Genomic DNA, 22,185 nt, shown 5'->3' on the forward strand with positions numbered 1-22,185 from the left:
CGGCCGCCGGTTCGTTCGCCACGACCGGCGGCCCGACCCACTGACAACAGAGCTCTGGAAAGGTAACAAGTGCTCGACGTCAACTTTTTCGACGAACTCAAGATCGGCCTTGCGACGGCCGACGATATTCACAACTGGTCGTACGGTGAGGTCAAGAAGCCGGAGACGATCAACTACCGCACGCTGAAGCCCGAGAAGGACGGCCTGTTCTGCGAGAAGATCTTCGGACCGACTCGCGACTGGGAGTGCTACTGCGGCAAGTACAAGCGTGTCCGCTTCAAGGGCATCATCTGTGAGCGCTGCGGCGTCGAGGTGACCAAGGCCAAGGTGCGCCGTGAGCGCATGGGCCACATCGAGCTGGCCGCACCGGTCACGCACATCTGGTACTTCAAGGGTGTGCCGAGCCGCCTGGGCTACCTGCTCGACCTGGCGCCGAAGGATCTCGAGAAGATCATCTACTTCGCCGCCTACGTCATCACCGCGGTCGACGACGAACTCCGTCACAACGAGCTCTCCACGCTCGAAGCCGAGATGGAGGTCGAGAAGAAGGCCGTCGCCGATCAGCGCGACGCCGACCTGAACGAGCGTCAGCAGAAGCTCGAGCAGGATCTCGCCGAGCTCGAGGCCGAGGGTGCCAAGGCCGACGTGCGCCGCAAGGTGCGCGACGGCGCCGAGCGCGAGATGCGTCGTATGCGCGACTCCGCTCAGCGTGAGCTCGACGGTCTCGAAGAGATCTGGGACAAGTTCGTCAAGCTCTCACCGGGCGACCTCATCATCGACGAGAAGCTCTACCGCCAGCTCGAAGAGCGCTACGGCGAGTACTTCCAGGGTTCGATGGGTGCCGAGGCGATCAAGAAGCTCCTCGAGACCTTCGACATCGACGCCGAGGCCGAGTCCCTGCGCGAGACCATCCGCAGCGGCAAGGGCCAGAAGAAGCTTCGTGCTCTCAAGCGCCTCAAGGTCGTCGCCGCGTTCCAGCAGTCGGGCAACTCGCCGCTGGGCATGGTCCTCGACGCCGTGCCGGTGATCCCGCCGGAGCTGCGTCCGATGGTTCAGCTCGACGGTGGCCGCTTCGCGACCTCCGACCTGAACGACCTGTACCGCCGCGTCATCAACCGCAACAACCGCCTCAAGCGTCTGATCGACCTCGGTGCTCCCGAGATCATCGTGAACAACGAGAAGCGGATGCTGCAGGAGTCGGTCGACGCCCTGTTCGACAACGGTCGTCGTGGCCGTCCGGTCACCGGACCGGGCAACCGCCCGCTGAAGTCGCTGAGCGATCTGCTCAAGGGCAAGCAGGGTCGTTTCCGTCAGAACCTGCTCGGCAAGCGCGTCGACTACTCGGGCCGTTCGGTCATCGTCGTCGGTCCTCAGCTCAAGCTGCACCAGTGTGGTCTGCCGAAGCTGATGGCTCTCGAGCTGTTCAAGCCGTTCGTGATGAAGCGTCTGGTCGACCTGAACCAGGCCCAGAACATCAAGTCGGCCAAGCGCATGGTCGAGCGTCAGCGCCCCGCGGTGTGGGACGTCCTCGAAGAGGTCATCTCCGAGCACCCGGTGCTGCTGAACCGTGCACCGACGCTGCACCGCCTCGGCATCCAGGCCTTCGAGCCGCAGCTGGTGGAGGGCAAGGCCATCCAGCTGCACCCGCTGGTGTGTGAGGCCTTCAACGCCGACTTCGACGGTGACCAGATGGCCGTGCACCTTCCGCTGAGCGCGGAGGCGCAGGCCGAGGCCCGCATCCTGATGCTGTCGTCGAACAACATCCTGTCGCCGGCATCGGGTCGCCCGCTCGCCATGCCGCGTCTGGACATGGTGACCGGTCTGTACTTCCTGACCTCCCTCAAGGAGGGCGCGGCAGGCGAGTACACCCCGGCAACCGCCGACGACGTCGAGCGCGGTGTCTACTCGAGCCCCGCCGAGGCCATCATGGCCGTCGACCGTGGACAGCTCACCGTTCAGTCGCGCATCAAGGTGCGCCTGACCGGGCAGCGTCCGCAGGCCGAGGTCGAGGCCGAGCTGTTCCCCGAGGGATGGCGTTTCGGTCAGCCGTGGACCACCATCACCACGCTGGGCCGCGTGCTCTTCAACGAGCTGCTGCCGATCGAGTACCCGTTCGTCGACGAGCAGATGCCGAAGAAGCGTCAGGCCGCGATCATCAACGATCTCGCCGAGCGCTACCCGATGATCGTGGTCGCCCAGACCGTCGACAAGCTCAAGGACGTCGGCTTCTACTGGGCCACCCGTTCGGGCGTCACCGTGTCGATGGCCGACGTGCTCGTGCCGCCGCAGAAGGCGGAGATCCTCGACCGTTACGAGGAGCGTGCCGACGGCTTGGAGCGCAAGTTCCAGCGCGGTGCCCTCACGCCGGATGAGCGTCGCGACGCACTGGTGGAGATCTGGAAGCAGGCCACCGAAGAAGTCGGTAAGGCCATGGAGGACTTCTACCCCGAGGACAACCCGATCATCATGATCCCGAAGTCGGGTGCCACCGGTAACCTGACGCAGGTTCGTAACCTGTCGGGCATGAAGGGTCTGGTGACGAACCCGAAGGGTGAGTTCATCCCGCGTCCGATCAAGTCCTCGTTCCGCGAGGGCCTGACCGTCGCCGAGTACTTCATCAACACGCACGGTGCCCGTAAGGGTCTGGCGGACACGGCTCTCCGTACCGCCGACTCGGGTTACCTGACCCGTCGTCTGGTCGACGTGTCGCAGGACGTCATCGTTCGCGAGACCGACTGTGGCACCGAGCGCGGCATCAACGTGCCGCTGGGTGAGAAGCAGCCCGACGGCTCGATCATCCGCGACGCGCACGTCGAGACCTCGGCCTACGCACGCACCCTGGCCGCCGATGCGGTCGACGCCGACGGCAACGTCATCGTCGAGCGCGGCCACGACCTCGGCGACCCCGCCATCGAGGCTCTCCTCGCTGCCGGCATCGCGCAGGTCAAGGTTCGTTCGGTCCTCACCTGTGCCACCGGCACCGGTGTGTGTGCGCACTGCTACGGCCGTTCGATGGCCACCGGCAAGCTCGTCGACATCGGTGAGGCCGTGGGTATCATCGCGGCCCAGTCGATCGGTGAGCCCGGTACCCAGCTGACGATGCGTACGTTCCACCAGGGTGGCGTCGGTGACGACATCACCGGTGGTCTGCCGCGTGTCCAGGAGCTCTTCGAGGCCCGCGTCCCCAAGGGCGTCGCGCCGATCGCGGAGGTCTCCGGCCGGGTGCGTCTCGAGGACGACGACCGCTTCTACAAGATCACGATCATCCCGGACGACGGTTCCGAAGAGGTCGTCATCGACAAGATCTCGAAGCGTCAGCGTCTGCGCGTGTTCAAGCACGAAGACGGTTCCGAGCGGCTCCTCGCCGACGGTGACCACGTCGAGGTCGGCCAGCAGCTCATGGAGGGCTCGGCCAACCCGCACGAGGTCCTGCGTGTCATGGGTCCCCGTCAGGTGCAGATCCACCTGGTCAACGAGGTCCAGGAGGTCTACCGCAGCCAGGGTGTGTCGATCCACGACAAGCACATCGAGACGATCGTTCGTCAGATGCTGCGTCGCGTGACGATCATCGACCACGGTGCGACCGAGTTCCTGCCCGGTTCGCTCGTCGAGCGTGCCGAGTTCGAGGCGGCCAACCGTCAGGTGGTCACCGAGGGTGGCGAGCCCGCCGCCGGACGTCCGGTGCTCATGGGTATCACCAAGGCCTCGCTCGCGACCGAGTCGTGGCTGTCGGCGGCGTCGTTCCAGGAGACCACGCGTGTCCTGACCGACGCGGCGATCAACAGCCGCAGCGACAAGCTGATCGGTCTCAAGGAGAACGTGATCATCGGTAAGCTGATCCCGGCCGGTACCGGTATCAACCGCTACCGCAACATCCAGGTTCAGCCGACCGAAGAGGCACGTGCCGCGGCCTACGCGGTGCCGTCGTACGACGACACCTACTACAGCCCGGACGGCACCTTCGGTGCTCCGGCCGGCGCTGCGGTGCCGCTGGACGACTACGGTTTCTCCAACGAATATCGGTAAGCCGTACTGAGCTGAAAAGCCCTCGCACTCGTTGAGTGCGAGGGCTTTTCGCTTGTCTTCGAGCCTCAGCGCACAGGGAGTGTGGTGACGGTGCGTGTCGCGAGCAACAGGTCGTAGTAATCGCCACCCGGATAGTAGGTCGCGGTCACCGAGCCGGTGACCATGTCCGACGACCATCCGGTGGCCAATGCGCGGATGACCCGACCGTTGCGGGGTCGCGGCGTGCCGACCTCTGACAGTTCGCCGATCAGGTCGGTGGAGTCGCCCTCGGCGTCGATGTGGATGCCGGTGACCAGCCGCGAGCCGAGAAACTCCTGCCGTGTCGTCCGCTCGAGGACGGCGACCCCGGACCCGAAGGAGTTGGACACCGACGGCTGCGATGCGATCACCCGGATGGGGAGCCGGTCAGCGCCGAGAGATGATGCGGCAGAAGCGAAGTGGCCACCGAAGAAGGAGTTGACGGGGTCGAACAGCATCAGCCCGGCCAGGCGCCGGAAGGCGACCGGGTCCGCGCGTCGGAGTGCGTCGGCTGCCACGACGACGAATTCGCCGCCGGCCGAGTGGCCCGCGAAGACCATCCGGTACGGCATCGTCACATCGGGACGGTGGGCGGCTTCCCGGGCTCGGATGAGGCTCGTCGCGAGCGGGCTGCCGGCTTCCCGGCCCGACCCGAAAACCCCGCCGATGGTCCGGGCGAACGCCGCATTGTCGGCGATGTTGAAGGCGACGGCGCACCCGCCGAGGTTGATCGAGTCCAGCGTCGGGCTCACCACGAGGAAACCGGCGTCGGCGTAGGCGCGAGCCACGGCGCCGAGATTGGCCGCGGTCCGGGAGAAGCCGTGCTGCAACCAGACGAGCGCCGTGGGCCGGCCGGGCGGGAAGTACCAGCGGGCGGCGACCCGGATGGGCTTGCCCGCACATTCGGTCGCGACGGAGGACGACGAAACGACCACCGGTGGGCGGGCGGCCGGTGCGGCCAGAACCGCCGATGGCGTCACACCGAAGAACATGGCGATCGCAGCGAGGGTCGCGACCCACGGCCGGCGGAATCTTCGTCTCGACATCCGCCCAGTCTAGGGTCGGGCGGATGCCGGGAACGGGGATCTCCGGGGAGTTCAGGCGCGGGGCTGGTTGGTGTCCCGGTCGTCGGTGTCCCGGTCGTCGGGGCCGGATTCCATGAGCTCGTTCGGGTCCTCGATGTGGACGTCGTGGTCGTCACCGAGGCGCCGGGCCACCTCGCGCAGCAGTTCCCGTGCGGCGTCGTCCATCACGCGGACATGGGTGAGGTCGAGGATGACCTCGTCGGTCGAAAATCCTTCGCACGCACGGCTTGCGATGATCTCCGCGCCTGCGAAGCGGACGTCGCCCTGGAGTTCGACGACGGTCGCACCGTCGCGTTCGTGTACCGACCGAAGCGCGGGCATTCCCGACGGTGCCACGTGCATCATGTGCAATTCCATGTCGCGGGAAAGTCTTTCGAAGACGGCGACGCCACGCACGCTGTTGCCCTGCTCGTCGAGCCGCGGCGACCACACCGCAACCCCGACCTGGCCCGGAAGCACTCCCAGGATCGCCCCGCTCACACCGCTTTTCGCGGGAATCCCGACCGTCGCCATCCAGCTGCCGCTACCGTCGTACATGCCGCAGGTGGCCATCACCGACAGCAGGTGCCGGGTGATCCAGCCGTCGAGGAGGCGTTCGTCGTCCGTGGTCGACAGTCCGCCGTTGGCGAGGACCGATCCCATGACGGCGAGATCGCGGCAGCTGACCTTGATCGCGCACTGTGCGGCGTAGCCGTCGACGACCTCGTCGGGTTCGTAGTCGAGCTTGCCCGCGGAACGCAGCAGATACGCCAGTGCGGTGTTGTGGTCGTCGGAGGCGAGTTCGGCGGAGTGAACCTCCCGGTCCACGGACAGTTCTCGCCCGGCGAGCGTGCCCATCAGGTCGACGATGCGGTCGACCCGTTCGGTGGCGCCGTCGCCGTCGAGCATCCCGTGAACGGCGATGGCACCGGCGTTGATGAGGGCGTTGCGGGGTCGTCCGGTCTCGGCTTCGAGCGAGATCTCGTTGAAGGCGTCGCCGGACGGTTCGGTGTCGACGCGGTCGAGGACGCCATCGAGCCCCCGGTCCCGCAGTGCGAGTGCGTAAGCGGGCAGTTTCGCGATCGACTGCATGGAGAACTCGTGGTCGGCGTCGCCGGCGGTGTAGACGGTTCCGTCGACGGTGGTCAGAGCGATCCCGAAGGACGACGGGTCCGCCCGCTCGAGTTCGCGGTTTCCGGACATGACGTCCCCGGCGTCGTCATCGCGGCAGTCGCGGAGAACCTCGTGGAGATAGTCGTCGATGGGGGATCGCATATCCCACCGTAGCCGCGACCCTCGGTGGTGCTGCGTTCAGTTGTCGCGATACGGCAGGTACTGCGCCGACCACTGATTCCCGTCGGGGTCGGTGAAGTACACGAAATGACCCCACGGCTGCACGTCGACGTCACTGGCGTCGACGCCGGCGGCGAGCAGCTGTTCGCGGGCGGCGTCGATGTCGGTGACGCAGATGATGATCGGGCCGGTGGACCCGGGCGCCTTGTCGGTCAGGCCCTTGCCGAAGGCGATCGAGCAGTTCGAACCGGGAGGGGTCATCTGGACGAAGGGATCTCCTCGCTCACGGTGTGGTCGTGATCGGGGTTGAATCCGATCGACTCGTAGAACGCCTTGTGCGGTCGACGTCCGTGACGGGCAGGGTGACGACTTCGAGTGTCCAGTTCATGCTTCCTCCTGATGTCCTGGGTCGTGCGGTCTGAGACAACCATCCCAGGAATCGAGGACGGTTTCGGTCCTCGTTTGTCGTGGTGTGTGAATCGGCCGGAAAATCGTCCATCTGAGCGCGATCCAAGGGCATATTGCCCCTCGGTGGCGCTCAGATGGACGCGGTTCCCCGACGGCGAGGGTCGTTGTCCCGCCTGATGCGGTGCCGGTCGCTTCGGGTGACGGCCCGAACATCCTCGAGTACCCCGTCCCAGTGGTAGAGAACGTCGTCGTAGGTCAACCGCATCGTCATCCATCGGTCGATCATCGTCATGCGGTCGCGGCGGCGATCGTTGCGAAAGGTCTCCACATCCGAGTGGTAGGCCCTGCCGTCGCATTCGATCAGCAGTGCTCCGACTCGGAGGTCCGCGTGTTCATGTGTGCCGATGCCGGGTTGGACCTCTACCTCGAAACCGGCCGCGATCAGGCGCAACCGGGCGATCGATTCGGTTCCGGATTGGGAGCGGGCATCGCACCGACCGAACATGGCCGTCACCGCCCTGGCCACGCGACCCATCTCGGCCTGGATGTCGGGGATGGTCAAGTCGGTCGAGTTGAGGACGGAGTCGACGGTCGCAACCCATTCCTCGGCAGTGAGACATCGTGCCGCGCAACCGAGTGCGATCGGGATCGAGTCGACCGCGGTGACCACCGGTAGTGGTTGGCCGTAGCCCTGACACCATCGGAAGGGTCCGCTGGGACGAGGTCTGCCCTTCATGTGCTTACTCAGAGGACATGGGTCTCGGTGTACCCGGGTGGAACCCAGATTTCGCTCGATCCGTGCGTCTGGTGAAAGCGCAGCGCGCCGACGCACGACAACGCGCCCCCCGCCGCCACCGCTGCGACCACTCGGGGGTCGGCGGTCGCTGACCGTACCCACCCGTGAGCCACCGGGATCAGGGTTCCCGACCGTCGAGCGCGCGTGATGTCGTCGGGCGACCAGTCCATCGCCGCCAGTTCCTTGAGCGTGTACACGCCAGAATCCGAGGTCATGACGACTTGGACGCATGCGGAGGTCGATCGGTTTCCGGAGTTGGGGAATTCGCGTCCATCTGGCGGTCCCGCAAGGGCAGATTGCCCTTCGAAGTGCCTCAGATGGACGAGTTTTCGCGCTGCTGGCTCGGCGGAACGGTCTCAGACCGACGAGAACCGCACCGCCGCCCGAACCTGGGCGGCGAGCGCACGACCGGCGCCGAGCGGCCAGCGGTGCATGACGTATTCGGCGGCCTGGTCGACGCTCAGCTGCCGGCTCGAGTTGCCGGCCCGCACCCAGAACTCGGGTAGCGCGTTGTTCTTCATGCCACGCAGGTACACCGGCCTCGGCGACGGAGTGCACTCCACCCGGCACACCAGGACGTCGGTCGGGCTCGCGGAGGCTTCGGCGTCGCCGGCGGGTCGCGCGACCTGCTCGAACGAGATGCCCACCTCCGCGGCGGTGCTCTGGCCCAGCGTGGCGGTCAGCAGGTCCCGCAGAAACAGTTCGAACCGGTCGGCGTCGGGATGGCGGAGCGTCGTGAAGTCGGCGTCGAGGCCCAGGGGAGTGCCGTCGTCGACTCCGATCAGCAGGTTCCCGCCGTCGGAGTTGAGGAATGCGGCCACCGTCTTCACGATCACCGTCTCCATCGCGACGTCCCGCTGCTTGGTGTGCAGGTTCACGCGGGCGGTCGACTTGAACTCGACCCGCTCGGATTCCCCGGATGCGAGCAGTTCGGCGACCGGGATGCCGGTCGGGACCTGCAGCCGTGCCGCGACCATCGCGTAGGCGCCGACCGCCACGATCGAACTCGCCAATCCCAGCACGATGGTGACGGGGTGCCACACGTTCATGCGATGGTCGATCGCCCCGGCGATGAACAATCCGACGGCCGTACCGAGGATCGACAGCACCATGCAGGTGGTGGTGTTCAGTCGTGCCCGGTGACGCAGCAGCCATTTCGCGACGGAACCGAAGAACCAGGCCACGATCAGCACCAGCACCAGCGCGGTGGCGGTCGCCCACACCGGAATGGCGAATTCCAGCGATCCGATGCTTCCGCGATCGTTTTCGGCCAGGGGGATCAGGTCAGCTCGCACACCGGACAGTATGACGAATCGGACATGGGTTCGGGCCACCCGGACGCACAGCGAAATCCCGGTCGCGTGCGACCGGGATTCGGCGTGCGAGTGGACTCGTCAGATCAGACCGCGTCGCCGCCGTCGACGCTGCCGAAGTCGCCTACCTCGACATTGCCCTCGTCGTCGACGGCGGTGTCGAAGGTGCCGTCGCCATCGGTGTCGGCGACCGCGAGGTCGGTGTAGCCGTCGCCGTCGGTGTCGGCCTCGATGACGTCGATCTCGCCGTCGGAGTCGGTGTCGTAGGCGACGGAGTCGGCGTGGCCGTCACCGTCGGTGTCGAGGACGGCGTCGGTGGTGCCGTCGCCGTCGACGTCGGCCAGTGCGGCGTCGATGGTGCCGTCGCCGTCGGTGTCGACGAGTACTGCGTCTTCGGGGATCTCGGTGCTCATGGTGTTTCCTTCCAGGGATGGTGTGGCTTGTGGTTTTTCGTGCTCTGGTTACTTGGAGATGGACCGGGCGGAGTTTGTTCCCTGGGAGGAGTCGACTTGTCGTCGATCATCCGATCAGATGACCCGGTGCCCGCCGGTGAACACGTCGATGATCGTAATTGCGCGGCGAGCGGTCCACGCATAATTCAAGTGGCTGAAACAACCGACAGCAGAGCGCGATTCGTTAGCATCGCGCACTTGGATCTGTCGCTCACGCGAAGGAATGTCCAGCCGAATGTAAACCGTCGTTGCAGTGGTCGTGCGACGGTGAGGTCATGCGGATACTCGGACGTCGTGTTCAGGTCGGGATCGCGGCCGCAGGTCTCGTTGCAGCGGTCACCGGGATTGCCGGGGCAGGTGTTGCGGCAGGCGTCTAACCCGCCAGGGGCCCTGCGGGATTCGCGCGCATACTCCAGGCGGCTCCCCACCCCGTGGCCGGCGAAGTCGTCCTCGGTCGTGCCGACAATGAGTACTCGGTCGGCTATGGCACCGCGCGGCCGGCGACGCTTTCACTCAATTCCCTGTGCGCGAACACCATCAGCGACATCACCTGGTCCACGTGGGGTGGCCCCGAGGCGAATGGCCGGGGAGTGCTGTGCGCACCGGCGGGGTCACCCGAAAGCGGTGGGCCTGTGACCCTCACCGCCACCGACCGCGGCACCTGCGCGGGGCGCATCGCCTACCGGCAACTGTGGATCGACGGCAAGCCCACCTGGAAGGTGTGCTGAACCGGGAAGAAGGCCCCTACCGCAGATCCGCGAGCAACTCAGCCAGGATCGACCGTGCCCGCGAGATCCGGCTGCGTACGGTCTGTAAACCGATGCCCTGGGCCTCGGCGATCTCCGAGTAGCTCAGCTCGCCGTAGACCCGCAGCACGAAAGTGGCGCGGTACGCGTCCGGGACCTGCGCCAACGCCTCCTGGATACGGTCGGAGACGACGACCTGCTGCGCGACGTCCACCGAACTCATCGGGTCGTGGTCGTCGATGTCGTCGGCGTCGGATCGTTTACGGATACGCGCGAGCGCCGCATTCGACCCGATCCGGTACAGCCACGTCGACACCTGTGCGTCGCCCCGGAAGCCGCCGATCGCGCGCCAGGCGGCGACCAATGCGTCCTGAAGGGCGTCCTCGGCGTCGTGCTGGTTGCCGGTGATGCGTAAACAGATGGCCCACAGCCGATCCCGGTGCTGCTCGACAAGCGCGGTGAAGGCCTGCTGGTCGCCGGCGCGCGCACGTTCGAGAAGGTCTGTGCCCGACTCGGATTCGTCGATCAACGTACACACCCGCTCATCGTGGGGCGCAGACCTGTGGATGGCCTGGGACGTTCGGGCAGTGCATGTCCAGAAGTCTCCATCCTCAGAAGTCGTCACCGAGGGATGAGTCGTCGAAAGTCGTATCCCCGAATGACTCGCCGCCGTCGTCGTCGTCGCCGAAGACGTCCGGGGTGTCGAAAGTGTCCTCGAAGTCCCCACCGGGACCGTCACCGAGATCGTCGCCGAATCCCGCGAGTTCGGTGTCGCCGGAGAGGGAATCGTCGGATTCCTCGGACAGTGGGTCCGGGCCGGGCACGGCGGTGAGGTCCTCGGACAGTTCGTGCGACGGGTCGAAGGCGGTCTCGACCGCCGAATCCCAGGTCGCGGCCGGTACGGCCAGCTCACTCGGCGGATCGCTCTCGCGCAGCCAGGAGTCGAAGTCGTCCCCGTCGAGGGGGTCGTCCCAACCGGTGTTGCTGTCGGTCATCGTCGTCGGCTCCTGCTCGGATCTGCGACGCGCACGACGCCGGCCCGGATACCGTCATCCGGTCGACTGTCAGGGCGTCGACGGTGGTGGAGAATTCTCGTCACGTGACTAGGAGTGTCGGCGACGCGGGAATGTTCCCGGCGGTGACGACACGGTGGACTATCACGAGGCAATGTCCGTGAACTGGAGGACCGATCGCGTGGAGCAACGCATGACCGTGCGGGGACGCGTGGAGCAGTTGCTCGACGAGGTCACCCCGCTCGCGCCCGACGCCACGGTGATCGGTTCCCTGCGTGCGCAGCTGGCGAACCCGCTCACGGTCGCGCTCGTGGGACGCGTCAGCGCCGGCAAGTCGACGCTGCTGAACGCGCTCGTCGGCGACCGCGTCGCGCCCACCGACCGCGCCGAGTGCACCAAGGTCGCCGCTCTCTACACCGAGGGCAACCCGCAGCGCGTCGAGGTCGTCGGCCTCGACGGCACCGTCACCGAGATCCCCGGAACCATGCGCGGCGATCTGGGCCGGCGTCCCGACGACATCGACCACGCGGTCGTCCACACCCCGTCACGCCTGCTCCGCGAACGGTTCCGGGTCATCGACACCCCGGGTCTGTCCGGGTTCACCGACACCGCCGAGATCGCCACCCGCCGGGTGTTCTCCGGGGAGAGCCGCCTCCCGCGACCCGACGTCATCCTGTTCCTGCTCGACGACGCCGCGGGCCCCAAGGCCGACGAGGTGGCGTTCCTCTCCGACGCCGGGGCGTCGGCGCAGAACACGATCCTGGTGATCTCGCACGCCGACCTCATCGCCGCCGACAACCCGATGCTCAAGGCCCAGGAGATCGCCCGACGGGTCTGGCGACGGTTCCCGGCGATCGCGGGTGCGGTGGTCGCGGTGTCGGGACTCATGGCCGAGGCCGGGGTCTGCGGGGTGACCGAACGTGAGACCGCGCAGATCTCCCGCCGAGGAGCCCTCGAATCGTGGGAGCTGCTCAGCATCCTCGACGGCGCGGCCCCGCCGCCACCGGGTCTCGACGTCGACCTGCTCGGCCGGCTGGAGGAACTGGTCGGAACGTACGCGATGGACGCCGGCGCCGACGTCGCCGGCCAGGGTGCGCGTGCGTATTGCGAATGGCTGCACCGGGTCTCGGGTATCGACGAACTCCGCCTCGCGATCGGCCGGCGCTTCCTCGCGGTCGGCGACATCCTCAAGGCCCGCACGGTGCTGGCCGAACTGCGCGAGGCGGCGTACCGCAGCGCACGCCGCGACGCCTTCCTGGAGGCGATCGAGGAGGCCGAGACCGCTCCCGAGCTGCACCGGGTGCGCGAGGTCGCCGCGCTCGAGGCACTCGCCCGCTGGCAACCGGACAGCGAGCTGATCGGCGAGCTGAACCTGGTCGTCGCGAGTCGCGATGTGCGCGTGCTGTTGTCGCTGCCGCCAAATGCCGCACCGCCCCAGATCGCCGACGCCGCACGGGAACGCGCCACCGACTGCCGCACCCGCCGTGCCTTCGCCGCGACGTCGGCCGAACGAGAGGCGTTGCTGGTACTCGAACAGACCTATCAGCTGGTGCGCCGCGGACGGTGGACCCATTGAGCCGGCCGGCAGTGAGACGAGGAGTGGCCCGATGAGTCTGGAGAAGACACCCGCCAAGCCCGCCGCTCCCACCCCCGACGCCGTGCTGCGGACGGCGGTGGACATGCTGCGCAAACACGGCGAGGACGCCATCGCCGACCGTACTCTGCGCGTGAAGGACCGGCCCGCCCCGCAGGGGACCGTCGTGGTGATCGGCGAGGTCAGCCGGGGCAAGAGCTCGCTGGTCAACAGCCTCGTCGGCGTGAGCGGACTGGCGCCGGTCGACACCGAGATCACCACCTCGGTCTACGTCCGGTTCACCCCCGCGACCGAGGATCTGCCCGCCGGTTCGGCACTCGTCGAGTTTCCCGGTGCGGCACACCGCATCCCGGTCGCCGACCTCGCCTCCTGGGTCACCGTCGGCGGCCGGCACGCGGCGGGCGTCCCCGCCGAACGCCTCGCCCCCGACGCCGCGGTCGATTCCGTTCTCGTGCCGCCGGTCTCGGCCCGCGTGGCCGTCGACTCCGCGCTGCTGCCGGGCGTCACCATCGTCGACACCCCGGGCGTCGGGTCGCTGGTCCCCGAACACGTCGAGGCGGCGGTCAGCGCGGCCCGCGGCGCGTCGGTGCTCGTGATGGTGTGCGACGCCACCGCACCGCTGTCGGCCCCCGAACTCGCCTTCCTCGGAAGCGTCAGCGAGGAGGTCGCCTCGGTGGTCCTGGTGGTCACCAAGATCGACGTGGTGATGCGGCAGTGGCGCACCATCGTCGCCGAGAACCGAAAACTCATCGGCGCCAACGCGCCTCGGTTCGCGCACATCCCGATCATCGGTATCTCCAACCGCATCGCCGAACAGGCGGCCGCCATCACCGACCCCGACCGCCGCGAACGCGCCTTCGCGTCGTCGGGCATCGGCGAGCTCGTCGACGCGCTCACGCCGCTGGTGGCCGAGGGCGCCGCGTCGCCGGAACGCAATGCGCTGCAACTGACCTTCGCCGGACTCGACGACGTCCGCAAGCGCCTCGTCCTGGAGATGAGGCCGCCACCGCGACCCCCGCCGGACGCGCCGACATCGAAGCCGAACGGGATCGCCTGCAGCGACTCAAGGATCGACGACGCGAGTGGCGCGCACGGCTCAACCAGGACATCACCGCCGCGTCGTTGCAGACCGACGACCTGATGCGCGACCGCTTCGACAAACTCCTCGGCCAGTGGTCGACGCGGATCGACAAGCTCCGCTTCTACGAGCCGCACCGCGCCGGACAGGAACTGATCGGGCAGATGACCGTCGACCTCGAGGCCGCCGCACGCGAGGTGAGCGCGTTCTTCGTCGCCGCGATCGAGCGCATCGCCGACGCCCTCTTCGCCGATGCCACCATCTCCGGTGAACTCGTCGACCGGATCTCCGGCAACGTCGCCGACCTCAAGCTGCGTGAGCAGGAGAAGATCTCGCCCTGGAAGAACATGGTCGACCCGGTGCTGTTGTCGATCGTCGCCGCCGGCGGCCCGCTGGCCATCATCCCGGTGATCAACGTGGTGGCCGTGCCCGTGTGGGCGGGTGTGGTGGTCGGGTTCCGGGCGTCGAAGGTCGGTAAGGAGAACCACCGCAAGTGGCTGACCAAGGCGGTCAACGACATGAAGGCCGACGTGCGGTCTCAGCTGCAGTCGATCAAATCCGAGGCGAGCGCCGACCTGCAGATCGCCTACGACGAACTGCTCGAACGACTCCTGGCCGAGTCGACGAAGATCATCAACGACGCCGCGGTAGAGGCCAAGAAGTCGGCCGCCGAGCGGGAGAAAACGGCCGCCGATCTGCGCAACCAGATCGTGGCCGTCGACAACGTCCGCAAGTCGATCGCCCGAGTTCTCCGGGCGCCCACCGGATGAACGCCGGTCTCGTGTGTAACGATGTGCCCCGGGGCGGATGGCGGGAGGTGTTCAGGTGACACAGGAGAGCCGCAGGCGACTCTGTATCGACTTCGGTACCAGCAACACTGCGGCCGCATACCGCGTCGGGCTGGCCGAGCCGGTCATCGTGCCGCTGGGCCCGGGCGGCCCGGCCATGCCGTCGGCGGTCTTCGCCGGCGACGGCGGGATCGTGGTCGGACAGGACGCCGTGCTGCGCCGCGTGCAGGCCCCGGACGCCTACGAGGACTCCCCGAAGTCGCGGATCGACGAGGGCGAGATCGAACTCGGCGACCGGTTCTGGCCGATCGAGGACCTCATCGGCGCCGTGCTGCGTCACGTACACCGGACCGCGCTGCACCACAGTGGTCTCGCGGCTTTCGACTCGATCATCCTGACCCATCCCGACAAGTGGAGCGAACGACGCAAGGGTGTGCTCCGACGCGCCGCCGAGCGCGCCGGTATCTCCGCTGACCGTCTGCGTATCGCCTCCGAATCCCTGGCCGCCGCTTGGTATTACGTCTACCGCGGCCACGACGTCACTGGCGACGAACGCATGTGCGTCTTCGACTTCGGCGCAGGCACCTGCGATGTCGCCGTCCTCATCCGCGCCGGGGCCGACGGCTTCACGGTCACCGGGTCCGGCGGCGACAACAACCTCGGTGGCCGCGATCTCGACGCCCGCATGACGCGCTGGGTTCTCGACGAAGCGGCCGAACTCGACCCCGAACTCCCGGCCCGCCTCCGCGCCCCGGCCGCCGCCATCGCGCTGGCCGACCACGTCCGCTCGGCCAAGGAAGCCCTGTCCGACACCGCGCAGGCCGTCATCGAACTGCCCGGCACCCGGCACACGCTGTTGCTGACCCGCCGCGAGTTCGAGTCGATGATCGCGCCGTTCGTGGAGCGGGCGGTCGAACTCACCCGAGACGCCATCGCCCGCGCCGACGCCGCCGGCACCGGCCCCAAGGGACCGGTCATCGTCTACGTCACCGGCGGCACCAGCAGCATCCCGATGCTGCAGTCGGCCTTGTCCTCGGTGGGACGCGTCGCCCGGATCGGCGACCCGAAGGTCGTCGTCGCCCAGGGCGGCCTGCTGCGCTCGACCAACGTCGTGCCCGGCGCCGAGACGGAGAAGGTCGGAGCCCGACAGCACCGGGCCCAGCCGTACGAGCCGCGCCCGAACGACCAGCCGTCGACGACCGCGGTGGACGCCTCGGCACGCCGGATCGCCTTCCCCGCACTGCCGCCCGGCGCGGTGATCAGCGGCGTCCTCGCCCGCACCGGCCAGATGGTGCGGGCCGGCGAACCGCTCGCGACGCTCGAATCGGCGTCCGGCCGGCTGACGGTCGACGCCCCGGCGGCGGGCGTACTGCACGGACTCGATCTGCGTCCCGGGGTCGTCGGCCAACCCGGCGTCGTCTTCGGTGCGGTCGGTCCGGCCGATCTCCGCCCCGAGCAGTGGGCGCAGCTTCACCGCGCGCCGGCCGGGGTGTCCGCGGCCCCACCGGTCGCGCCGCCCCAGCCGGTCCACGCGCCATCGCGGCCGCCGTACCCGCCCCCGCAGCCCGGCTATCGTCCGATGGAACTCGCTGGGGCGCAGCCGGTTACGGCGTCCTCGTCGGGTGTCGACACCTACGGCCTGGCGGGACTGATCGTGGGCATCCTCGGGTTCCCGATCTGTCTCGGCACCATCGTCGGCATGGCACTGACCGTCATCGGCCTCAACCGGGCGGAGGGTCGCCGCGATGCCCTGCTGATGACGGCGCTCGGCGTCAACATCCTCGGCACCATCGCCTGGGTCGGGTTTCTCATCTGGATCCTCGTCAGCGGCTGAGGGAACCCGCGCCGGTACAGGACTTTCCGCCCGACACCGGTGACCTTCGACTACGGTGTCGGTATCGGCGCCACGGCGACGATGAGAGGTGCCGGAGAGGAAGGGCTGACCGTGACCACCTCGGAGTCTTTGTCGCACCACCGGCCGGACGCCATGCGACGGCGGGTCGGTTACTCGGTGAGCATCGTCGTGAACTCCGTTCTGCTGGTTGCGATTCTCAGGGTGCCCGGGTGGGATGTGCTGCCCTTCATCACCGATGATTTCCGTCAGGTCCTCGGCTGGGTGGTCGCCGGGCTGATCGCCGGGGTGGTCGCGAATGCGATCTACGTCGTCGCCGACCCGCCGGCGATCAAGGCCCTCGGTGATCTGGTCATCGACGCGCTCGGACTGGTCGCCCTGATCCGGCTCTGGCAGGTTTTCCCATTCGACTTCGGGGACAGCACCTTCCCGTGGTCGACGATCGTCCGCGTCGTGCTCGTCGTGGGTATGGCCGGCACCGCGGTGGCGATGATCGTCCTCATCGTCCAGACGGTTCTACGGAGGAGATGAAGATGGCAGATGCAGGAACCGACCCGTCCGCACCGATCGTCGTCGCCGTCGACGGCTCGGAGTGTGCGCTGGCCGCGGTCCGGTGGGCGGTGGGTGCCGCCGGGCGCGAGAAGCGGCACCTGCGGGTGCTGTCCGCGGTGGGGATGGTGCCGGGGGCCTATGCGCCGATGGTGATGATGACCTCGCCGGCGGTGGTCGAGGCCATGCAGGCCGAGGCATCTCGTGCCGTCGACGCGGCGATGGCCCTGGCGAAGGAGGTCGACCCGGACGTGTCCGTCGACGGCAAGATCGTCGGCGGCTCACCGATGCTCGCCCTGCGGTATGCGTCCAGCGAGGCGCACCAGCTCGTCGTGGGGCGTCGAGGGCTCGGCGGGGTCAGGGGCCTGTTGCTCGGCTCGGTGAGCGCCGACGCCGCCGCGCACGCCGAATGTCCGGTGGTGGTCGTCGGTGGCGAACCGCCCACGACGGGGCCGGTCGTCGTCGGCGTCGACGGTTCGCCGACGTCGACCACCGCGATCGAGCATGCCTTTCGTCAGGCCGACCTGCTGCAGACGTCGTTGCTCGCGGTGCATGCGTTCGGCGGTTTCTCCGGTGCGGCCTTCTACGGCCGCCAGGAAGAGCAGATCATCCGTCAGCTTCGCGACGAGGCCATGGAACTGCTGGGCGAACAGCTGGCCGGATATCCCGAGGACTACCCGGACGTGCAGATCGAACGCCGCGTGGAGATCGGGTCACCGGCGGACGAGATCGTCGACGCCGCGGAGTCGGCGCAACTGGTGGTCGTCGGGACGCGGGGTCGTGGTGGCTTCCGGGGGCTGCTGCTCGGATCGACGAGCCGGGCGGTCCTGCAGGTCGCGTCGTGTCCGGTGATGGTGACGCACCACAAGCCCTGAGCCGCGATCAGGGACTCGTCGTCTCGCCGGTCACGGGATCGGCCGGTGACGTGCTGGCCAGCGCGAAGTAGGTCTGCTCCTCCTGCGAGAAGTGGAGACGCAGCAGAGCATGCAGTCCGTACAGGGTCGCGATGACGTCGATGCGCTGGTCGTCGGTCACCCGGCCATATCGATCCGCGCGCAGACGATGAGCATGCACCCGGCGGCCCAGGCGGTCGATCTCGGCGTGCATGCGACTCATGGTCACCGTGGCTTCGCTGCTGCCCAGGGGTTTGGCCAGTGCCGGGTAGAGTAAGTCCTCCTCGGCGTGCTCGTGGGGCAGGATCGTGGTCGTCAGCAGGTCGTCGACCTCGCGTAACCCGTTGAGCTCGGCCGCCTCGTCGGTGGTCTCGGGATGGTGTGCGGAGTACAGGTCGACGAGCCGTTGGGCGGTGATCGTCAGCAGTGCGAGTTTCTCCCGCAGCGCATCGTGTTCGGCGGCGAACCGGTGCAGCAGCACATCGGTCGACTGGTCGATCTTGATGTCGCTCTGTGGTGCCCGGAGCGCGCGCAGCGCGTTGAGGATGACCGCGACGTCGATGGCCTCCTGGAGCAGGGCACCCGCGGTGGGCGGCAGAAATCCGAACGCCGCCACGATCATCGCGGCGAGGGACAGGCCCATCCCGACCCCGGCGCTCTGGAGCGCGATGCGGCGGGAACGGCGGGCGATCTCCATCGCGGTGGCGAGCGGCTCGATGCTGTCGGTGGTGAGGATGACGTCGGCTGCCGCCGCACTGGCGGTCGACCCGCGTGCGCCCAGCGCGACCCCCACGGTCGCGCCGGCCAGGGCCGGGGCGTCGTTGACCCCGTCGCCGACCATCACCGTGGACGCCGCCGCCCGTTCCTCCCGGACGTGGGCGACCTTGTCGGCGGGACTCTGGTCGGGGAACACCTCGTCGATGCCGAGCAGGGTGCCGATCTCCACGGCGGTGGCCGGATGGTCGCCGGTGAGCAGCACGATCCGCTCGATCCCGGCGCTGCGGAGGCGGCGTAGTGTCCGCGGCGCGTCCGGGCGGATGGGGTCGCTCATCGCGATGGCACCGGCCGGCCGGCCGTCGACCTCGATCCAGGCGACGGCGGCACCGTCGAGTTCGCTGCCGCGCGCGACGGCCCGCGCCCAGTCGCCGTCCGGGGTGCTCCGCGCGCCCACCTCGACGGCGCGGCCGTCGACCAGGCCGGAGACGCCCCGTCCCGCACTTTCCTGCACAGCGGTCGGGACGGTCAGTTCGAGACCGCGACGGTTCGCCTCGCCGACGATGGCGGTCGCGAAGACGTGCGGCGACAGCTGTTCCAGCGACGCGGCCAGCCGGAGGAGTTCGACGGGGTCGTCGCCGGGGGCCGCGGTCACCGCGACCTGCTCCGGCCGGCCCGTGGTGAGGGTGCCGGTCTTGTCGACCATCAGCGTGTGGGCGCGCCCGAGGCTCTCCAGTGCTCCGCCGTCGCGGATGATGACGCCCATCCGGGAGGCCCGCGACAGGCCGGCCACGATCGCGATCGGCGCGGCCAGCAGCAGGGGACACGGCGTGGCCACGACGAGGACGGCCACCGCCCGGGTCATCGAACCGCTGACCAGCCAGCTGATGCCCGCGACGCCCAGCGCGAGCGGAACGAACCAGACGGCGAGACGGTCGGCGATCCGGACGACCGGCGCGCGGTCGGCCGCGGCGTCGCCGGCCATTCGCACGATCCCCGCGAAGGTGCTCTCCGCGGCGACCGAACGTGCGGTCAGCTCGAAGGTGCCGCCGGCGTTGACCGCGCCGGAGCGGACGCCGTCTCCTCGTGCACGGGTCCGCGGGAGAGGTTCGCCGGTGAGGACGGACTCGTCGAGCACCGCGTCGTCGTGCAGCCACCCGTCGGCGGGAACGATCTCGCCGTTGCCCACCGACAGGACGTCACCGGGCCGCACGTCGTCGACGGCGATGACCGTGACCTGGGCACCGTCGCGGCGGCGGGCGAGGGACGGGGACCGGTCGATGAGGGCGCTGAGATCCTTGCGTGCGCGCCGGGAGGCGGACGCGTCGAGCAGCCGGCCGGTCGCGAGCATCACGCCGATCAGCGCTCCGGCCGCGTATTCGCCGACGATCAGCGTCCCGCCGAGGGCGAGGGACGCGATGATGTCGACCCCGAAGTTCTGGCGCCGGAGGCCGGCGACGACCCACCACAGCGACGGGATGAGCGCGATGACGGTGCCGGCGATCCACAGCCAGTCAGCGGGCCGGTCCGACCCCGCCACCCAGAACACCCCGCCGACGACGAACGCGGTGACGGTCGCCGCCAGCAGGAGCGCCTCGGCCGAGGGTTTGGCCGGCAGGTGCACGCGAGTGCTCAAGTGTCTCAGGAGCTTTCGATCTTGATCTGCTTTCCGGGGTTGCTCGGTGCGGTCAGCGGCACCGTGACGGTGAGTATCCCGTCGCGGTAGCCGGCCTTCACGTCGTCCTCGACGAAGCCCTTCGGCAGGGACATCGACCGGGTGAACTCACCGTAGGAGAACTCGGAGCGGCCGTCGTGGCTGCTGCGTTCGGTGCGCTGCGCGGTGATCGTCATGATCCCGTTGAGGATGGTCACGTTGATGTCCTTGGCGGGATCGATGCCAGGGAGTTCGGCGCGCACGACGTACTTGTCGTCGGCGAGCTCCTCTTCCACCCGGATCAGGTGGCCGCTGGGGCGGAGCATCCCGACGGCGGGGATGGTCGAGAAGAGGTCGGCGATGTCGGGCAGGAGGGAGCGGGTCGTGTGGTGTGCTGGTGTGGCCATGATGGTCCTCCGTCGTCGCGAGTGAATGGGGACACCACCATTGAACGCTCGGGCGCACCCCCGGCAGGAGGGTCGAAGGACATCTACCCGACCTCTTGGCCGAGCGGGCCGTTGTGAGCCCGGAGCGCGGGTGAACGGGGATACCATGACGGCGTCGTCCAGCTGAGAGATCGGGGTTTCGACATGCACACCGTGGTCGCGTACGGGAGCGCTCATGGAGCCACCGAGGGAATCGCACAACGGATCGCCGACGGGTTGCGGAACGGCGGGGACTCGGTGGAACTCTGGCCGCTGCAGAGCGACCGGAGCCCGGACCGGGCCGACCGGCTCGTGATCGGCAGTGCCATTCACAACGGGCAGTGGCTGCCGGAAGCCGAGCAGGTCGCCGAGTCGGTGGCGAAGGACTCCGGAAGCCCGGTGTGGGCGTTCTCGGTCTCCTCGGTCGGCGCGACCTCGACCTTCCTGTCACCGCGGGTCGCACGCTTCCTGCGTCCACGCACTCCGCTGCCGCGCGCGGTCGCCGCGATCGAGGCGAGCGGGGCCCTGCGATCCCATCGTGCGTTCGCCGGTGCCATAGCCCGGGGTGACTGGCCGGGATTCGGCCGGATCGTGTTCCGGCTCATGGGTGGGAAATACGGTGACGCCCGTGACTGGGACGACGTGGATCGGTGGAGCCGGGAGATTCTCGACGCCGGCTGAACAGCCCCGCCGCATCCGCCCCGCCTCATCCGCCGTGCCTCATCCGCTCACCGGTCGCCACCACTCACGCTGATCCGGGACGGGGCCGCCACCGGCCAGGAGCGAATCCCGCGTCCGGTCGCCGACCACGTGATAGTGGATCGAATCCCGTTCGGCGACCACCATCAGCGGCCACCACAGGGCGTTGACGTAGTCGACGGCGCTGTCGTACCCGTCCCAGTCGTAGATGCCGCGGTAGCGATTGTCGCCGTCGGCGGTCATCCACAGCTTCGACACGAATCCGTCGAAGCCCGCGAACAGGACGGTGTTGCACACGCTCTCCACCCGAAAGATCCGGTGCGCCAGCCGGTTGCCGTCGACCCACCGCAGCCGGAAGCAGACGACGAGGCTGACCGGCTCGGTGACCGGATGGTTGTCGCGACGCGTCTCGCGGTAGACCGCGGCGGTGGTCCCGTCGGCGAAGGCGACGACGCGCCCGAGGTTCGGCAGCGGCTGGTGGAGTCGCCGCCCGATCAGGGACCGCAGGACCTCGGCGAAGCATCGCCCGAAGGCGATCAGCGCCCGCGGCCACGGTGCGGGATGCGGAGTGGCCATCTCAGGTGCGAGTCGAGTCTCGGAAGTTCACCATGATTCCCCGGCTTCCGTCGGACGGTTCCGTCACCGTCATTCGACCCCGCCGACCCGCCGCGGCTCAAGTGCCGAACGGCCTCCGGTCGGGAGAAGAACGTCGGAACACACCTCGTGTCGACCTCGTCGAACCGAAGACATGGACTTTGGTCACTTCCGCCGTCGCCGTTGGTCACTAGGGGAAGGCCCGAGGAAAGACCA

At 68.3% G+C, this 22,185-nt stretch carries 16 protein-coding genes and 3 pseudogenes; 8 read left to right on the forward strand and 11 right to left on the reverse strand.

The genetic code is table 11. The annotated features are described in order from the left end of the window. Window positions 1–69: 69 nt before the first annotated feature. Window positions 70–4,026 carry a DNA-directed RNA polymerase subunit beta' gene (locus NWF34_RS18560; protein ID WP_024499812.1) on the forward strand — a complete coding sequence of 1,319 codons (3,957 nt, stop codon included), beginning with the start codon at window positions 70–72 and terminating at the stop codon, window positions 4,024–4,026. A 65-nt stretch (window positions 4,027–4,091) separates the two neighbouring features. Here NWF34_RS18560 and NWF34_RS18565 read toward each other — a convergent pair whose 3' ends face one another. From NWF34_RS18565 to NWF34_RS18590, 6 genes and pseudogenes are all read right to left on the reverse strand, one after another. Next, window positions 4,092–5,090, reverse strand: a complete 999-nt coding sequence (locus NWF34_RS18565; RefSeq protein ID WP_024499813.1) for an alpha/beta hydrolase — start codon at window positions 5,088–5,090, stop codon at window positions 4,092–4,094. Window positions 5,091–5,141: 51 nt separating this feature from the next. Beyond that, window positions 5,142–6,383, reverse strand: a complete 1,242-nt coding sequence (gene glsA, locus NWF34_RS18570; protein ID WP_024499814.1) for a glutaminase A — start codon at window positions 6,381–6,383, stop codon at window positions 5,142–5,144. A gap of 36 nt (window positions 6,384–6,419) precedes the next feature. Then, window positions 6,420–6,789 (reverse strand): annotated as a pseudogene (locus tag NWF34_RS18575) (VOC family protein). Window positions 6,790–6,939: 150 nt separating this feature from the next. Beyond that, window positions 6,940–7,820 (reverse strand): annotated as a pseudogene (locus NWF34_RS18580) (endonuclease domain-containing protein). A gap of 141 nt (window positions 7,821–7,961) precedes the next feature. Beyond that, the gene (locus NWF34_RS18585; RefSeq protein ID WP_159405515.1) at window positions 7,962–8,900 is read right to left on the reverse strand and encodes a helix-turn-helix domain-containing protein; all 939 of its coding nucleotides are present in this window, start codon (window positions 8,898–8,900) and stop codon (window positions 7,962–7,964) included. Window positions 8,901–9,004: 104 nt separating this feature from the next. Then, window positions 9,005–9,331 (reverse strand): hypothetical protein, encoded by a 327-nt coding sequence (locus NWF34_RS18590; protein ID WP_024499816.1) that lies wholly within the window; start codon window positions 9,329–9,331, stop codon window positions 9,005–9,007. Between the two features lie 470 nt (window positions 9,332–9,801). Between NWF34_RS18590 and NWF34_RS18595 the strand changes: the two genes are divergently transcribed. Next, a complete protein-coding gene (locus tag NWF34_RS18595) occupies window positions 9,802–10,098 on the forward strand; it encodes a hypothetical protein (RefSeq protein WP_024499817.1) in 297 nt (98 codons plus the stop codon). A 16-nt stretch (window positions 10,099–10,114) separates the two neighbouring features. Here NWF34_RS18595 and NWF34_RS18600 read toward each other — a convergent pair whose 3' ends face one another. Together NWF34_RS18600 and NWF34_RS18605 are read right to left on the reverse strand one after the other, a co-directional pair. Then, complete coding sequence (locus tag NWF34_RS18600) at window positions 10,115–10,654, reverse strand: RNA polymerase sigma factor (protein ID WP_024499818.1); 540 nt, start codon at window positions 10,652–10,654, stop codon at window positions 10,115–10,117. A 73-nt stretch (window positions 10,655–10,727) separates the two neighbouring features. Beyond that, window positions 10,728–11,111 (reverse strand): hypothetical protein, encoded by a 384-nt coding sequence (locus NWF34_RS18605; RefSeq protein ID WP_024499819.1) that lies wholly within the window; start codon window positions 11,109–11,111, stop codon window positions 10,728–10,730. A gap of 211 nt (window positions 11,112–11,322) precedes the next feature. Here NWF34_RS18605 and NWF34_RS18610 point away from each other — a divergent pair, with 211 nt between their 5' ends. The 5 genes and pseudogenes from NWF34_RS18610 (at window position 11,323) to NWF34_RS18635 (ending at window position 17,865) form a co-directional block, all read left to right on the forward strand. Beyond that, the gene (locus NWF34_RS18610; protein WP_236577681.1) at window positions 11,323–12,705 is read left to right on the forward strand and encodes a GTPase; all 1,383 of its coding nucleotides are present in this window, start codon (window positions 11,323–11,325) and stop codon (window positions 12,703–12,705) included. A 31-nt stretch (window positions 12,706–12,736) separates the two neighbouring features. After that, window positions 12,737–14,571: pseudogene (locus NWF34_RS25390) on the forward strand (dynamin family protein). 55 nt (window positions 14,572–14,626) lie between these two features. Continuing rightward, a complete protein-coding gene (locus NWF34_RS18625) occupies window positions 14,627–16,423 on the forward strand; it encodes an Hsp70 family protein (RefSeq protein WP_159405513.1) in 1,797 nt (598 codons plus the stop codon). Between the two features lie 39 nt (window positions 16,424–16,462). Continuing rightward, window positions 16,463–16,972, forward strand: a complete 510-nt coding sequence (locus NWF34_RS18630; protein WP_159405512.1) for a hypothetical protein — start codon at window positions 16,463–16,465, stop codon at window positions 16,970–16,972. 2 nt (window positions 16,973–16,974) lie between these two features. Then, the gene (locus NWF34_RS18635) at window positions 16,975–17,865 is read left to right on the forward strand and encodes a universal stress protein (RefSeq protein WP_159405511.1); all 891 of its coding nucleotides are present in this window, start codon (window positions 16,975–16,977) and stop codon (window positions 17,863–17,865) included. A gap of 7 nt (window positions 17,866–17,872) precedes the next feature. On the opposite strand, the gene NWF34_RS18640 is transcribed toward NWF34_RS18635, so the two are convergent. Together NWF34_RS18640 and NWF34_RS18645 are read right to left on the reverse strand one after the other, a co-directional pair. After that, window positions 17,873–20,233, reverse strand: a complete 2,361-nt coding sequence (locus tag NWF34_RS18640; RefSeq protein WP_258325754.1) for a heavy metal translocating P-type ATPase — start codon at window positions 20,231–20,233, stop codon at window positions 17,873–17,875. Between the two features lie 5 nt (window positions 20,234–20,238). Beyond that, a complete protein-coding gene (locus NWF34_RS18645) occupies window positions 20,239–20,658 on the reverse strand; it encodes an Hsp20/alpha crystallin family protein (protein ID WP_191834769.1) in 420 nt (139 codons plus the stop codon). Between the two features lie 183 nt (window positions 20,659–20,841). On the opposite strand from NWF34_RS18645, the gene NWF34_RS18650 reads away from it, so the two are divergent. Further along, complete coding sequence (locus NWF34_RS18650; protein ID WP_258325755.1) at window positions 20,842–21,357, forward strand: flavodoxin domain-containing protein; 516 nt, start codon at window positions 20,842–20,844, stop codon at window positions 21,355–21,357. Window positions 21,358–21,396: 39 nt separating this feature from the next. Here NWF34_RS18650 and NWF34_RS18655 read toward each other — a convergent pair whose 3' ends face one another. Then, window positions 21,397–21,951 (reverse strand): YdhR family protein, encoded by a 555-nt coding sequence (locus NWF34_RS18655; protein ID WP_258325756.1) that lies wholly within the window; start codon window positions 21,949–21,951, stop codon window positions 21,397–21,399. Between the last annotated feature and the right edge of the window lie 234 nt (window positions 21,952–22,185).

Source organism: Gordonia sp. GONU (genome assembly GCF_024733855.1).
GTDB classification, from domain to species: Bacteria; Actinomycetota; Actinomycetes; order Mycobacteriales; family Mycobacteriaceae; genus Gordonia; species Gordonia amicalis.